The 13,926-nt window shown below is 60.4% G+C and carries 12 protein-coding genes; 9 read left to right on the top strand and 3 right to left on the bottom strand.

Going from position 1 to position 13,926, the window contains the following annotated elements:
• Positions 1 to 38: 38 nt before the first annotated feature.
• Entirely contained in the window at positions 39 to 914 is an 876-nt protein-coding gene (locus AGR7B_RS06800) for a sugar phosphate isomerase/epimerase family protein (RefSeq protein ID WP_080856308.1), read from the bottom strand.
• A gap of 151 nt (positions 915 to 1,065) precedes the next feature.
• A complete protein-coding gene (locus AGR7B_RS06795) occupies positions 1,066 to 1,953 on the bottom strand; it encodes a LysR substrate-binding domain-containing protein (RefSeq protein WP_080856307.1) in 888 nt (295 codons plus the stop codon).
• Between the two features lie 169 nt (positions 1,954 to 2,122).
• On the opposite strand from AGR7B_RS06795, the gene AGR7B_RS06790 reads away from it, so the two are divergent.
• The 8 genes from AGR7B_RS06790 to AGR7B_RS06755 all read left to right on the top strand — a co-directional run bounded on the left by AGR7B_RS06790 (position 2,123) and on the right by AGR7B_RS06755 (position 9,805).
• Positions 2,123 to 2,884: an SDR family NAD(P)-dependent oxidoreductase gene (locus AGR7B_RS06790; protein ID WP_035262426.1), complete on the top strand. Its 762-nt coding sequence runs from the start codon at positions 2,123 to 2,125 to the stop codon at positions 2,882 to 2,884.
• Between the two features lie 59 nt (positions 2,885 to 2,943).
• Complete coding sequence (locus tag AGR7B_RS06785; protein ID WP_080856306.1) at positions 2,944 to 3,816, top strand: transketolase; 873 nt, start codon at positions 2,944 to 2,946, stop codon at positions 3,814 to 3,816.
• Complete coding sequence (locus tag AGR7B_RS06780; RefSeq protein WP_080856305.1) at positions 3,813 to 4,844, top strand: transketolase family protein; 1,032 nt, start codon at positions 3,813 to 3,815, stop codon at positions 4,842 to 4,844. The genes AGR7B_RS06785 and AGR7B_RS06780 overlap by 4 nt, the downstream gene beginning before the upstream one ends.
• A gap of 122 nt (positions 4,845 to 4,966) precedes the next feature.
• Positions 4,967 to 5,974, top strand: coding sequence for a TRAP transporter substrate-binding protein (locus tag AGR7B_RS06775; RefSeq protein ID WP_080856304.1), 1,008 nt, complete (start codon positions 4,967 to 4,969; stop codon positions 5,972 to 5,974).
• A 120-nt stretch (positions 5,975 to 6,094) separates the two neighbouring features.
• Positions 6,095 to 6,628 (top strand): TRAP transporter small permease, encoded by a 534-nt coding sequence (locus AGR7B_RS06770; RefSeq protein ID WP_080856303.1) that lies wholly within the window; start codon positions 6,095 to 6,097, stop codon positions 6,626 to 6,628.
• The gene (locus AGR7B_RS06765) at positions 6,625 to 7,884 is read left to right on the top strand and encodes a TRAP transporter large permease subunit (protein ID WP_080856302.1); all 1,260 of its coding nucleotides are present in this window, start codon (positions 6,625 to 6,627) and stop codon (positions 7,882 to 7,884) included. Before AGR7B_RS06770 ends, AGR7B_RS06765 begins: the two co-directional genes overlap by 4 nt.
• Positions 7,885 to 8,130: 246 nt before the next feature.
• Positions 8,131 to 8,853 (top strand): transcriptional repressor LexA, encoded by a 723-nt coding sequence (gene lexA, locus AGR7B_RS06760; protein WP_080856301.1) that lies wholly within the window; start codon positions 8,131 to 8,133, stop codon positions 8,851 to 8,853.
• 274 nt (positions 8,854 to 9,127) lie between these two features.
• Positions 9,128 to 9,805 carry a glutathione S-transferase family protein gene (locus tag AGR7B_RS06755; RefSeq protein WP_080856300.1) on the top strand — a complete coding sequence of 226 codons (678 nt, stop codon included), beginning with the start codon at positions 9,128 to 9,130 and terminating at the stop codon, positions 9,803 to 9,805.
• Positions 9,806 to 9,825: 20 nt separating this feature from the next.
• Here AGR7B_RS06755 and AGR7B_RS06750 read toward each other — a convergent pair whose 3' ends face one another.
• On the bottom strand, positions 9,826 to 12,255 hold the full coding sequence (locus AGR7B_RS06750; RefSeq protein WP_080856299.1) for a ComEC/Rec2 family competence protein: 2,430 nt from the start codon (positions 12,253 to 12,255) through the stop codon (positions 9,826 to 9,828).
• Between the two features lie 307 nt (positions 12,256 to 12,562).
• Between AGR7B_RS06750 and gltA the strand changes: the two genes are divergently transcribed.
• Positions 12,563 to 13,852, top strand: coding sequence for a citrate synthase (gene gltA / locus AGR7B_RS06745; protein ID WP_003502585.1), 1,290 nt, complete (start codon positions 12,563 to 12,565; stop codon positions 13,850 to 13,852).
• Positions 13,853 to 13,926 lie beyond the last annotated feature (74 nt).

The raw sequence follows: 13,926 nt of genomic DNA, 5'->3' as shown, positions 1-13,926 counted from the left end.
GCCCCTATCGCTTCTCGGGCCGCTTCTCAGGCCGCCTCTCAGGCGACAGCGGCCGAGCTTGCGGCTCCGCCCCCGGCCAATCCTCTTTTGACCGCGTGAAGCGAAACCGTCAGCGCCTGCTCTATTTCTCGAAGCGATGCAGGACTGATACGCCTTACCGGCTGGGCATCCGCGCGACGGTGCAGGCGGGCTGGAAACTCGATGCTGATCGGCATCTCCGGCTTTTTGGCAATCTCACCGAGCAGCTTGTGGCAATCGATATCGCCTTCGCCCACCGCCACGAAAAACCAGCCCTCCGGCGTGCGTTTCACATCCTTGATATGCGCATGGACCGAGGCCGGCAGCGCCGCCACCGCGTCATCGGCAAAATTCCTGAGTTGCGGACGATGGGACGCGGTATTGGCCGCGTCATAATTCAGCCCCAACCATGGGGAGCCGAAACGACGCGTGAGCGCGACGCCCTCCTGCGCGATGTTGAAAAGGCTCTCGCTGCCATCGCCGGGATTTTCCAGCCCGATCACGATGCCGAAGGCCTCGGCACGGCGCAGAAGCACCTCGATATTGCGCAGGAACCGGTCTTCGCGCTGCCGGGCCGATGCATTGGTGGCGATTACCCTCGCGCCGATTCCCGCTGCAAAAGCCATTCTGCCGGTGAAAATTTCTACGGAATCGTCCAGTCCAAGATCGATATGCGACGACATGGCATGGCAGCCCAGCCCGGCATCATCAAGCGACCGGCGCCATGACGCCATTTCAGCCGGCAGGAACGCGCTTTCATCAAATGGTTCGGTGTAACCGACGATAAAGGCAGGCTCCACATGGCGAAAACCGATCCTGGCGATGCTTTCCAGCATCTCCTCGCGCCCATAGCCGTCATATGGCGCGCCGGACGCCGATATGATGCGATCTTTCATGCAATCCTCCCCTTGAGCCGCAGCCGAAGGGACGATGCCGATCACGCTGCAACCTCATTATTCCGACCGGAAAATGACGGAGAGCTCCGTTCGTGAGCAAGCGGAAAAAATTAACGCGCCAGTGAATTCAATTCACGTAACAACCGCATTCCTATTCAAATGCGGGATCCTGAAGATCTTCGATCAGCCAGTCGGCAAACCGTCTTGCCAGCCTGCGCTGGCTGCCGGATTTGGGATAAGCGAGATAATGGCCGACATAGTGGAGGTCCTGCGTCGCGCCGCTCAGGGGCGCGACCAGCCGCCCGGATTTTATCTCGCGATGGGCAAGCCGTGTCGATTCCAGCGCCACGCCGACGCCATTGGCGGCGGCATCGATCGCCAGGAAACTGCGGTCGAAACTCATGGCCTGAATGGGCGGCTTGCCGAGCCCATTAGCCTCGAACCAGTCCGGCCATTGCAGACGTTTGTTGTCGCTTCGAATAAGCAATTGACGGTTCAAATCGCGGGGTGTCCTGATCTCGTCCGCGAGCGACGGCGAGCACAGCGGTGTGACACGTTCTCTGCCCAGCGGAATGATGATGAGATCGTCTCCCTGCGGTTCGCCATAGATGATATCGGCATCGAATTCACCATCGACGAAACGCACATAGGCGGTGCTGGCCGCCAGCCGCACCTCAATGCCCGGATTGGCGTTCAAGAATTGCGGCAGGCGCGGCGACAATACCTGCGCCGCATAGCTCGGCGCGCAATGCAGGCGCAGAAGATGGGAGCGGTTGGAGGAGACCACCTCGATGCCCTGCCGCAACTCCTCGAAGGCGTTCGATGCATGTGCCAGAAGCGTCTGCCCCGCCGCCGTCAGGCGCACGGTTCGCGTGGTGCGCTCGAAAAGCGGCGTACCGAGCACCCTTTCGAGCTTGACGATAGCATGGCTGACGGCGCTCGCCGACAGGTTGAGCTCATCGGCAGCGGCCCGGAATGAGCCGAGCCGGGCGGCGGATTCGAAGGCGCGGATGGAGGTGAGTGAAATGCCGTTCAACATTCGATTACTGAAGCAGATTCATGAGATGATGTAAACTTCGCGTTTGAAGCGCCCTCTGCCCATCTGCAATATCGAGGCTGCATTCGTCGCAGGACGGGATGCGGCGGCAGGTCGGGAGCACCGCCGTCAAGCGTATGAAGCCGGCCCGCCCGGCTTGGGAGGATTGCTTATGTTGTTGAATGGAAAGACCGCGGTTATTTCAGGCGCCGCCAGCAAACGCGGCATCGGCCGCGCCACGGCGGAACTTTTCGCCCGCCACGGCGCCCGCGTCGCCATCGTGGATCTGGATGAAGCCGGCAGCATCGAAGCTGCGGCCTCGCTTGAAAAAGTGGATGGCGGCGAGCATCTCGGGGTCGGCGGCAATGTGGCGGATCGCGCCTCCTGCGAGGCGGCCGCGCAAAAAGTCATCGCCGCTTTCGGCAAGATCGATATCCTCATCAATAATGCCGGCATTACCCAGCCGGTGAAGACGCTCGACATTACCGGCGCAGACTGGCAGCGCATCGTCGATGTCAACATGACCGGTGTGCTGAATTTCAGCCAGGCCTTCATTCCCAATATGCGCGACAATGGCGGCGGCTCGATTGCCTGCATGTCGTCCGTCTCCGCGCAACGTGGTGGCGGCATTTTCGGCGGGCCGCATTATTCGGCGGCCAAGGCGGGCGTTCTGGGTCTCGCAAAGGCCATGGCGCGTGAATTCGGCCCCGACGGCATTCGCGTCAACTCCGTCACGCCCGGCCTGATCCAGACCGACATTACCGGCGGCAAGCTGACCGACGATATGCGCCGCGACATTCTCAAGGGCATTCCGCTAAACCGTCTCGGCGACGCTATCGATGTCGCCAATATCTATCTCTTCCTCGCCTCGGATCTCTCCTCGTACGTCACCGGCGCGGTTGTCGACGTGAATGGCGGAATGCTCATTCACTGACAAAGCCCTTTCGAAGCCGGAAAATCGGCTTCGATTTTTCTGACCGGGAGGAGGAAACCATGGCTCAGGCGTATTCGGACACAGATGCAACGAAGGAAGCGGCGCTGGCGAATGTATCGCTGGCGGAACGCGCCTGGCGCATCCGGCGCAACGCTCTTTTGATGGGTGAGGTGCAGGGCCAGGGTTATGTAGGCCAGGCGCTCGGCATTGCCGATGTTCTGGCGGTGGCCTGGTTTCACACCATGCGTTACCGGGCGGACGATCCGCATTGGGAAGGCCGCGACCGGTTTCTGCTTTCCATCGGCCATTATGCGATTGCGCTTTACGCAGCGCTCATCGAGGCGGGCGTCATTCCGGAAGACGAGCTGGAGACCTACGGCTGCGATGGGTCGCGCCTGCCCATGTCCGGCATGGCCTCCTATACGCCGGGCATGGAAATCACCGGCGGATCGCTCGGCCATGGGCTTGGCATTGCGGTGGGCATGGCTTTTGGCCTCAAGCGCAAGAATTCCGACCGGTTCATCATCAACCTGATGTCGGATGGCGAGTTGGGCGAAGGTTCCACTTGGGAGGCCGCGATGGGCGCGTCCCATCACAGGCTCGGCAATCTCATCAATCTTGTGGATTTCAACAATCAACAAGCGGACGGCCCTTCCCGCGAGATGCTGTCCTCCGAACCCGTGGACGCCAAATTCGCGGCCTTCGGCTGGCACGTGCAGCGCGTGGACGGCAACGATATCGACAAGGTTCGCGAGGCCTTCGATATCGCAATGTCACTTATCGATGACAGGCCGCGCGCCATCATTTTCGATACCCGGATGGGCCGCGGCGTGCCCTTTCTCGAAAACCGCGAAATCACCCATTTCATTCGCGTGGAAGCACATGAATGGAAACTGGCGCTCGACGCCCTTGAGGAAGGACGGCCGCAATGAGTACAGCAGCCCCGCAGAAGCGCCTCACCACATCGGCGATGATCGCCTCCATCGCCGCCGAAGGCCAGCCGACACGGCCTGCTCCCTTCGGTCACGCCCTTGTTCAGCTGGCGAAGGAACGCGAGGATATTGTCGGCCTCACCGCCGATCTCGGCAAATATACCGACCTGCATATTTTCGCCAAAGCCTTTCCCGAGCGCTTTTATCAGATGGGCATGGCCGAGCAGCTTTTGATGAGCACTGCGGCCGGTCTGGCGCGCGAAGGTTTCGTGCCCTTCGCGACCACCTATGCGGTCTTTGCCGCCCGCCGCGCCTATGATTTCATCGCGATGGCCATTGCCGAGGAAAACCTGCCGGTGAAGATCGTCTGCGCCCTGCCCGGCCTGACGACAGGTTACGGCCCCAGCCATCAGGCAACCGACGATCTGGCGATTTTTCGCGCGCTGCCGAACATGACGATCATCGACCCGTGCGATGCGACCGACATAGAAGGCGCGGTGCCAGCCATCACGGATTTTAACGGCCCCGTTTATATGCGCCTGCTGCGCGGCCAGGTGCCGGTGGTGCTCGAAGAATATGGCTATCGGTTCGAACTCGGCAAGGCGAAGCTTATCCGCGATGGTGCGCAGGTCCTTTTCATATCGTCCGGCATATTGACGATGCGGGTTCTCGAAGCGGCTGCCCTGCTTGAAAAAGAGGGCGTCGGCTGCGCCGTGCTGCATTCCCCCACCATCAAGCCGCTCGATACCGCCTCGATCTTCGCGGAAGTGGACCGGGCGGATCGTCTGGTCATCGTGGCGGAAAACCACAGCGAAATCGGCGGGCTTGGAGAGGCCGTGGCGATGGCGCTGATGAAAAGCGGCCGGTTGCCGCGCCTGCGGCAGATCGCCCTGCCCGATGCTTTTCTGGATGCAGGCGCGCTGCCCACCCTGCATGACCGCTACGGCATCTCGACGGCGATGATCGTGGCGCGCGCAAGGGCGTGGCTGGAGAATGAAAATTTTGAAGTACCGCACGGTTCGGTCTAAAGGCTGAAGCTCAGACATGGTGCGGAATCAGCCGGGGGGGAGCCGGCGGTTTCAAGGGAGTGGAGCGCGTTATCCGCGTGGTCGGACAACGCCGAGAGTGTTTAAATCCAGGGAGGAGAAAAATGAGTATTTCCATCAACAGGCGTATGTTCCTGACCGGTACCGGACTGGCGCTGGCGGCGCCGGCCATTGTGACGACGGCCCGCAACGCCCGGGCCGCCACGACGCTGACGCTCGGCCATGGGGCTGCGCCGGGCAATCCGCGCACGCTGGCGGCCGCGAAATTCGCGGAACTCGTTGCCCAGAAAACCGAAGGCCGCGTGGCGATCAATGTCGCCGGTTCGGAAACGCTTGGCAGCGACGCCGCCATGCTGACCAGCCTGCGCACCGGGGCGCTGGATTTCACCGCCAACAGCCAGGGTCCGGTTTCGAGCGTTGTTCCTGAACTTGCGGCGCTCGGCCTGCCCTTCCTGTTCAGCAACGCCGATCAGGCGATCAAGGTACTCGAGGGCGATGTCGGCGCATCGCTCGATGCGCGTTTCCAGAAGGTCGGCATCGTGCCGCTCGACTGGTGGGACAACGGCATCCGCCATGTCTCCAACTCCAAACACGCCATCACCAAGCCGCAGGACGTCGCGGGCCTGAAAATCCGCACGCCGGCCGACCCGATGACCATGGATATTTTCAAGGCGCTGGATGCGGCGACGGTTCAGATCGCGTTTGGCGAACTCTACATCGCGCTTCAGCAGGGTGTCGTTGACGGGCAGGAAAATCCGCTCGTGAATATCGAAAGCTCCAAGCTTTACGAGGTCAACAAACATATCAGCCTCACCGCCCATAAATGGGAGTCCACCCCGTTCCTGATGTCCAAATTCGCCGAGGGGCGGCTGGGCAAGGATTTTGAGGCGGTCAAGGCCGCCGCGAAGGAGGCAGGCGCGCTTCAGCGCAAACTCTCGGCGGAAAAGGCAAGCGCGTCTCTGGCTGCCTTCAAGGCCAATGCCGCCATCGAGGTGGTGGAAGACATCGACCACGCGGCTTTCGCGAAAGCGACCGCGCAGGTGCTGGAGACATGGAAGCAGAAGCCCTTCGGCGGTTTCGTCGCCGAGCTGGAAAAGGCTGCCAAGGGCTGATGATCAGGACGCCGGGCCGGTTCATGCCGCCCGGCCTCGCCTTTATGTCCACAGACAGGATCGGCGGTAGCCTCGCTCACGCCGACATTCATACGGTTTCAGTTTTCAGGAGATGCGCCAATGCTCGAAGGAGCCTTGTCCGCCGCCAATCGCGTTGACAGTTTCATCGCCACCCTCTGCCGCATCGTCATCGTGGCAACCGGCATTCTGCTCACGGTCATCATGACCGCAAACGTCATCGTCCGCTATCTATCGACTTCCGGCGGGTTGGACTTTGCGGAAGAACTGCCAACCATGCTGTTTCCATGGTTCATCGTCGCCGGCATTACCCTTGCCGCGCAGAGCGGCGCGCATATGGCGGTTGAATGGATTTATGACAAGTTCGACGAACGCGGCAAGGTGGCGGTTCTGCTGTTCGCCAATCTCGTGACGGTCGCAAGTTTCGTCGTTCTCGCGCAGCAGGCGCTTGTCGTCGCCGAGATCGCCGGCGCGGAAATCAGCCCTGTGCTGCAATTGCCCAATAGCATCGGATATTATTCCATCGCCTTCGGCGCGGCACTGGTCTCGGTCGCGACCGCCACCGCGAGCCTGCGCATTCTCTCCAGCGGCTGGCATGCCCGCCCACACGGTGCAACCGAGGAGATGCCGCTATGACCATCGTGATGATCATTGCATTTTGTATTCTCATGATGATTGCGGTTCCGGTCGGTTATGCGCTGATCATCTCTGCCGGCGTCGCCGTGCTGTGGAACGGTTATGTGCCGCTTTCGATCGTGGCGCAGCAGGTTTACGACCAGACGCAGTCTTTCCCGATGCTGGCGCTGCCGTTCTTCATGCTCGCGGGCACGCTGATGCTCGGCGGCAAACTCGGAACCCAGCTTCTGGAACTCGCCTCCAAGGCCATGCAGCGCTGGCGCGGCGGCCCGCTTTCCACCACCGTCATTTCGTCGGTCGTGTTCGGCGGCGTGTCCGGCTCCGCGGTCGCCAACGCGAGCGCACTCGGTTCGGTGCTCATTCCATGGCAAAAGCGCCAAGGTTACCCCGCTCCCCTCTGCGCGGCGAACAATGCCACTTCAGCGGTCATCGACGTACTCATTCCACCGTCGATCCCGATGATCCTCTATTCTTTGGTCAGCGGCGTCAGCATCGCCAATCTGTTCATCGCCGGCATTCTGCCGGGCCTGCTTATGGCCGCCGGTTTCATCTTCGTCTGCTGGGCCATTGCCGTGCGGCGTGGTTATGCGGTGCGTGACGAAAGCACCCGCAAGCGCGATCTGGCGCTACTTGCGTTCCGCAGCCTGCCGGCGATCCTCCTGCCGATCCTGATCATCCTCGGCCTCCGCTTCGGCTTTGCAACGCCAACCGAAGTGGCGGTTCTTTCCGTCGTCTATTCGCTCGTGCTCAGCATCTTCTTTTATCGCGATCTGACGTGGAAGCGTTTCTGCGACAATTTCGTCGAAGCTGGTTCCGCAACCGGCGTCGTCATGCTGGTCATCATGGGCAGTGCGGCGGTGGGCTGGGTGCTGACCTTCGATCAGGCGCCCCAGCATTTCGCCACCTGGGTGGCCGAGAATATCTCCAACCCGATCCTGATCATTCTCATGATGAACATCCTGATGCTGATCATCGGCATGCCGCTCGATCTGCCGCCGTCGATCCTGCTGCTCGGACCGATCTTCGTGCCGCTTGCGGATATGATCGGGCTCGACAGGGTGCAGCTCGGCATGATGATGGTCATCAATCTCGGTATCGGGCTCTATACGCCACCGATCGGCACCACGCTCTTCATCTCGTCCTCCATAGCCAGAGCGCCGCTCGGCGCGACGACGAGGGAATTGTGGCCGTTCTTCACCATGGCGATGCTGCTCCTCATCGCGGTCAGCTTCATTCCTGCGCTCACGATCTACTGATATAAGAGCCGTAGCAAACGGCAGTCAGAAACCACCGGCCGGGTCTCTCCGATCGGTGGTTTCTGGTATTCAAGATGCGGCACACATCGTTAGATCTGCTTTGTTGATAGTTTCGACGATCAAATCACGATCTGCGATGCACCCTTCACGAAATTTTAGGGGATTGCGGAACACATATGGAACATATAGTGTTCGTTCTGTATTTGTTTCGCGACTTCAACGACGATTCTCAAGGGTGTTTTCCTCATGCTCACGCGCAAACAGCAGGAATTGCTTCTCTTCATTCATGAAAGAATGAAAGAGTCCGGCGTGCCGCCCTCCTTCGATGAAATGAAGGACGCACTCGATCTTGCATCCAAATCCGGCATCCACCGGCTGATCACCGCACTCGAGGAGCGCGGCTTCATTCGCCGGCTACCTAACAGGGCGCGGGCGCTGGAAGTGATCAAATTGCCTGAGGCCTATGCGCCGGGTGCAAGGCCGCAGCGCGGCTTCTCGCCGAGCGTCATCGAAGGCAGCCTTGGCAAACCGAAGACGCCGGAGCCGGCCCCTGCCCCCAAGGCGCCCACCAATGATTTCGCCGGCGCCGCCACCGTGCCGGTCATGGGCCGCATCGCCGCCGGTGTGCCGATTTCCGCCATCCAGAACAACACCCATGATGTGGCCGTCCCGGTCGACATGCTCGGCTCGGGCGAACATTACGCTCTTGAGGTCAAGGGCGACTCGATGATCGAAGCCGGCATTTTTGATGGCGATACCGTCATCATCCGCAACGGCAACACGGCCAATCCGGGCGACATCGTCGTAGCACTGGTGGATGATGAAGAAGCGACCCTGAAGCGTTTCCGCCGCAAGGGAGCCTCCATCGCTCTGGAAGCCGCCAACCCCGCCTATGAGACCCGCATTTTCGGACCGGACCGGGTGAAAATCCAGGGCAAGCTCGTAGGGCTGATCCGCCGTTATCATTAATTGGCAGCCCGCCTTTTTTCGCCAGGGGCGTCATCGAGAAGAGGACGCTCCCTTTGAGGCATCTTGGCTTGTTCCCTGGAACAATGCGGCCCTGCGCAAGTAAAGAGAGGATGTGTTTCGCCCTCATCTCCGGGCGGTGACGTGGATATGCCTCCTTCTCCCTTCCCTCACTTTCCCATTCATCAACGCGGCTTATGGGAGCCATGGATTATTTGCAATATTCCAAGGGCCACCCGCCGGTATAGAAATGCGCGTCATATCGGGGAAACACGTCATGTACGATCTTTATATCGCCAACAAGAATTACTCCTCATGGTCGCTACGGCCCTGGGTGTTGATGCGCACGCTCGGCATCGCCTTCGATGAAAAACTCGTTCCCTTCGGCGAAGGCGTTTCCTTCTCCACCTTCTCGCCGACGGGCAAGGTGCCCTGCCTTGTCGATGAGGGCGTGACGGTTTGGGAATCGCTGTCGATCGCCGAATATCTGGCGGAAAGACACCAGGGCGTCTGGGCGAGCGACAAGCAGGCAAGGGCCTGGTCACGGTCGGCGGCGAGCGAAATGCATGCGGGCTTTTCCTCGCTGCGCAACCTCTACCCGATGTCGGTCGGCATTCGCGTAAAACCGAAGGGTGGCGATACCGGGCTTGCGGCCGATATAAAGCGCATTGACGTGTTGTGGAGCGAAGGCCTCGCGAAATTCGGCGGGCCTTTTCTTGCCGGCCAGAAATTCACGGCGGTCGATGCCTTCTTCTGCCCAGTGGCATTTCGTTTCCAGACTTATGGCGCGGAACTTTCGCCCGCGACGAAAGCCTATTGCGACCGGCTGCTCGCCCTTCCCGCCATGCGCGAATGGTACGAGGCCGGACTGAAGGAAGTCTGGCGCGATGCGGCGCATGAAGAGGAAATTAGCGGGATCGGCGAATTGACCGCGGATCTGCGCATCAAGCCCTGACGGTCCATGCTGGCGGCACTTTATTGCGATGCCGCCAGCAACCGCATGATGGCATCAGGCACGTCGTGATCGAAGCGGCCGCTTTTCCAGTCGTAATAGCGATGTTCGCTCCAGGGCCTGTCCATGCCGGCGATTGCAGCGCGCAGCCTGCCGACGACCGCTGCCTGCTCGCTGCCGGCGAAGTCCATTTCCAGCGAACCGATCCGTCGCAGGATATCCCGGTTCAACAGAAGTGCGCCCGAGCGGCATTGGGAGAAGGACGTTCTGCGGGAGACGATAATGATATCGGCGATATCGCAAGCCTTTCCGGCAAAGCGGCCATCTTCCAGAACGATGATCCATTCGCCGCTTCCCGCGCGCGCAACGCACCATGTGCCTTTGCTGCAGGTGAAAACACCGGGCTCGGCGTCTCTCAGGGCCGCCGTCATCTGCCGTGCAACCGCGCTCATCTCTTGCGGATCAAGCTTCGCCTTCGGGGCCAAAGCCACGGTGTTTGCCGTGGCCTCGGTCTTTAGAAGGACTGGCGGCACAGGCTGCTCCGGTAAAAGCAGCGCCCTTTGCCATTGGCCATAAACGAAACCCTGCGGCTGAGCCTTCGTCGTATAGGCTTTGCCGTCCTCCAGCAGCGCCACCAGCTCGCCATCCTCATGAACAAGCAAATCGGGCGGATCGCGATAGGCCGTGGCGGCCGAAAGGCCAAAGGCAAGGAACAGAAGCGGCATGCCCAGAAGCGCAAGCCGGCTGCGCAGCAATGTCAACATTAGAAAGCCAGCCGAGGCGAGCCCCAGAAACCACCCGTGCGGCCGGCCCGTCGCAGCGCTTCCGCCCCAGGACGCCACCTCCTGCGCAACCTCGATGACGAGGGCCATGCCGTACCCCATGACTTTCAGAAATGACGCGTCCAGCCCGAAAGGCATCAGCAGCATGGCGAAAAGGCCGAAAGGCATGACAATCAGCGACATCAGCGGCATGGCGGCCAGATTGGCGAAAAGTCCATAGGTGGTGACACGCTGAAAATGCTCGGCCGAATAGATTGCCGTCGAAAGACCGCCGATCAGCGACGTCGTGATGACACCGCCAACGATGGCGCACGCCGTTTGCGCCACCGTCATCCATGCCGGTTTGCGCCCGATAAACAGACGCTCGCGATCGATACGCCAGCGGCTCCAGGCGGCATAGGAGGCGACGAGCGCGATGGTCGCGGCAAAAGACATCTGGAAGCTCGGACCCATGATTTCCGAGGGCGAAAAAGCGAGAATGACCAAAGCGGAAAGCGCAACATTCCTGAGGCTGAGCGAGGGTTGATCGAACAGTACCGCGATCAGCATCACCGACATCATCAGCCAGGCGCGCTCGGCGGAAACGGCGAAACCTGAAATCAGATAATAGGCAAGCGTCATCAAGAGCGCGGCGAAAGCCGAAATCTTCTTCACGGGCCAGCGCTGCGCAAATGCCGGAAAAAGGCTGAAGGCAAGCCTCAGTCCTACGAAAAATATGCCCGACGCCAGCGCCATGTTGAGCCCGGATATGGCGACGATATGGGCAAGGCCGGAAAGCCGCAACGCTTCCATCGTTTCGGCGGATATGGCCTGTCTCTCATCGGTGACGATGGAGGCGGCAAAGGCGCCGGCATCGCCGCCGATGGTGTTGCGGATGCGCTCGGCAATGGCGGTGCGAAGGCCATAGAGCCGCATGTCGGCCCATTCCAGCCAGCCCGTCTTCGCGTCGATGCCGGGTGGAGTTACCGTCTGTGGCGGCTTATAGAAGAATCCGGTCGCGCCTATGCCCCTGAAATAGGACGCGAAGGCGAAATCGTTGAGCCCCGGCAGAGCCGGGCCGGATGGCGGCGAAAGCCGCGCCTTGCCACGAATGGTCGCGCCGAGGGCGGCGGGCTCGCCTCCTCCGCGTGACAGGAGCGAGACCTTACCCGGCGGGCGTGACAATGCCGGCGCTTCCGTTGCGGTGAGTTGCACCACATATCGCCAGTCCCCGCGCGCATCCACCTCCCTTCGGGTCACCGTGCCGGTAATGGTGGTGGTGACGGGCGTATCCAGCACCACTGTTCCCGCACGCCACGTTTCGACCCCGGCGAAAAGCATGCCCAGCAAAAGCAGCGCGAGAAGGCCACAGGCCGTGGCTGCAAAGCCCGAGCGATATTTCGCGAAAAACGCCAGACCGGTGGCGATAAGACATGTGATCGCCAGAGCGGAGAATGAAGGCGAGGTGTTGAGGGAAAACCAGAGGATCGCACCGCAGCCGATGAAAACCGGAACGAAAAGAAAATCGTGGCCGAATGCGCGCTCCTCGGCGACGCATGCGGCGATTTTTTGGGAGGCGATGGTTCGCAGGTTCGGCTTGCCGACAAGAGCGGGCATGTCATATGTCGCGACATCGCCGGTTCTGCGAAGCGGATAAAGGATTTCCGCCGTGCCGGGCAAATCGCCCTGCATCGTTTCGGCATATCTGAAATGCTGTTTTTCCCCTTGACCGAGCAATCCGCGCCGCGCCCCTGCCGCACCGGGAACAGGTTTGCAGGCGGATGCGAGGGATTGCAATCCTTTCCTTTAACCCTGCGTTGACTGAGATTGAATTGCCATCGCCGGGAAAGACGAAAGCAAGGCAATTGCGTTTGCCGCAATGCACAATTTGACCTTTGGATAGCTTGGCATCTGCGCAAGGATCATATAGCTAATCGGTAGACGCTTAACCGCGGGGCGTGTCTCAACGCCCCCACCCGCATGTTTTCGGAGGATCAGTATGACGGAAAAAAGCGCTACAGTGACACTTGGCGAAAAGCAGGTCGAACTCCCGGTCAGGGAAGGCACGATTGGACCAAGCGTCGTCGATATCGCCACGCTCTACAAGCACACGGGCTCCTTCACTTACGACCCGGGTTTCACGTCGACGGCCTCCTGCGAATCCAAGATCACCTATATCGACGGTGACGAGGGCGTTCTCCTTCACCGTGGTTTCCCCATCGAGCAGCTCGCCGAACAGGGCGACTTCCTGGAAACCTGCTATCTGCTGCTTTACGGCGAACTACCGACCGCTGCGCAGAAGAAGGACTTCGACACCCGCGTCACGCGCCACACCATGGTGCATGAGCAGATGAGCCGCTTCTTCACCGGCTATCGCCGCGATGCGCATCCGATGGCCGTCATGTGCGGCACGGTCGGCGCTCTCTCGGCCTTCTACCACGACTCGACCGACATCACCGATCCGCACCAGCGCATGGTCGCTTCGCTGCGCATGATCGCCAAGATGCCGACAATCGCCGCCATGGCCTACAAGTACCATATCGGCCAGCCCTTCGTTTACCCGAAGAACGACCTCGATTACGCCTCCAACTTCCTGCACATGTGCTTTGCCGTGCCCTGCGAGGATTACAAGGTCGATCCGGTTCTGGCCCGCGCCATGGACCGCATCTTCATCCTGCATGCCGATCACGAGCAGAATGCCTCCACCTCCACGGTGCGTCTTGCCGGTTCTTCGGGTGCGAACCCGTTCGCCTGTATCGCAGCTGGCATCGCCTGCCTCTGGGGCCCGGCTCACGGCGGCGCCAACGAAGCGGCGCTCAACATGCTCAACGAAATCGGCACGGTTGACCGCATCCCGGAATATATCGCCCGCGCCAAGGACAAGAACGATCCGTTCCGCCTGATGGGCTTTGGTCACCGCGTCTACAAGAACTACGACCCGCGTGCCAAGATCATGCAGAAGACGATGTACGAAGTGCTGGAAGCCACCGGCAACTCCGACGATCCGATCATGCAGGTCGCGCTGGAGCTGGAAAAGATCGCCCTTTCCGACCCCTACTTCGTCGAAAAGAAGCTCTACCCGAATGTCGACTTCTATTCGGGCATCACGCTGAAGGCGCTCGGCTTCCCCACGACCATGTTCACCGTTCTCTTCGCTCTTGCCCGCACCGTCGGCTGGATCGCACAGTGGAACGAAATGATCGAAGATCCGCAGCAGCGCATCGGCCGTCCGCGCCAGCTCTATACGGGCGCCGGCAAGCGCGACTACGTTCCGGTTTCCAAGCGCTAAGCCGCGAAACCCTATAAGATCAAAGGCCGGCAGGTTTTCACCCGCCGGCCTTTTTTGTTGGGCATCCGAATAGT

Source organism: Agrobacterium deltaense RV3, assembly GCF_900013505.1.
GTDB lineage: Bacteria > Pseudomonadota > Alphaproteobacteria > Rhizobiales > Rhizobiaceae > Agrobacterium > Agrobacterium leguminum.
Note: the sequence above shows the minus strand (reverse complement) of the source record. Positions and strands in the feature narration are given on the sequence as shown.

Excerpts from the sequence above, each read along its gene's own strand:
- AGR7B_RS06750 (WP_080856299.1), bottom strand. The coding sequence starts at position 12,255 with ATGCAGGGCGATTTGCCCGGCACGGCGGAAATCCTTTATCCGCTTCGC.
- AGR7B_RS06795 (WP_080856307.1), bottom strand. The coding sequence starts at position 1,953 with ATGTTGAACGGCATTTCACTCACCTCCATCCGCGCCTTCGAATCCGCC.
- AGR7B_RS06790 (WP_035262426.1), top strand. The coding sequence starts at position 2,123 with ATGTTGTTGAATGGAAAGACCGCGGTTATTTCAGGCGCCGCCAGCAAA.
- AGR7B_RS06770 (WP_080856303.1), top strand. The coding sequence starts at position 6,095 with ATGCTCGAAGGAGCCTTGTCCGCCGCCAATCGCGTTGACAGTTTCATC.
- AGR7B_RS06800 (WP_080856308.1), bottom strand. The coding sequence starts at position 914 with ATGAAAGATCGCATCATATCGGCGTCCGGCGCGCCATATGACGGCTAT.
- AGR7B_RS06780 (WP_080856305.1), top strand. The coding sequence starts at position 3,813 with ATGAGTACAGCAGCCCCGCAGAAGCGCCTCACCACATCGGCGATGATC.
- AGR7B_RS06775 (WP_080856304.1), top strand. The coding sequence starts at position 4,967 with ATGAGTATTTCCATCAACAGGCGTATGTTCCTGACCGGTACCGGACTG.
- AGR7B_RS06765 (WP_080856302.1), top strand. The coding sequence starts at position 6,625 with ATGACCATCGTGATGATCATTGCATTTTGTATTCTCATGATGATTGCG.
- gltA (WP_003502585.1), top strand. The coding sequence starts at position 12,563 with ATGACGGAAAAAAGCGCTACAGTGACACTTGGCGAAAAGCAGGTCGAA.
- lexA (WP_080856301.1), top strand. The coding sequence starts at position 8,131 with ATGCTCACGCGCAAACAGCAGGAATTGCTTCTCTTCATTCATGAAAGA.
- AGR7B_RS06785 (WP_080856306.1), top strand. The coding sequence starts at position 2,944 with ATGGCTCAGGCGTATTCGGACACAGATGCAACGAAGGAAGCGGCGCTG.
- AGR7B_RS06755 (WP_080856300.1), top strand. The coding sequence starts at position 9,128 with ATGTACGATCTTTATATCGCCAACAAGAATTACTCCTCATGGTCGCTA.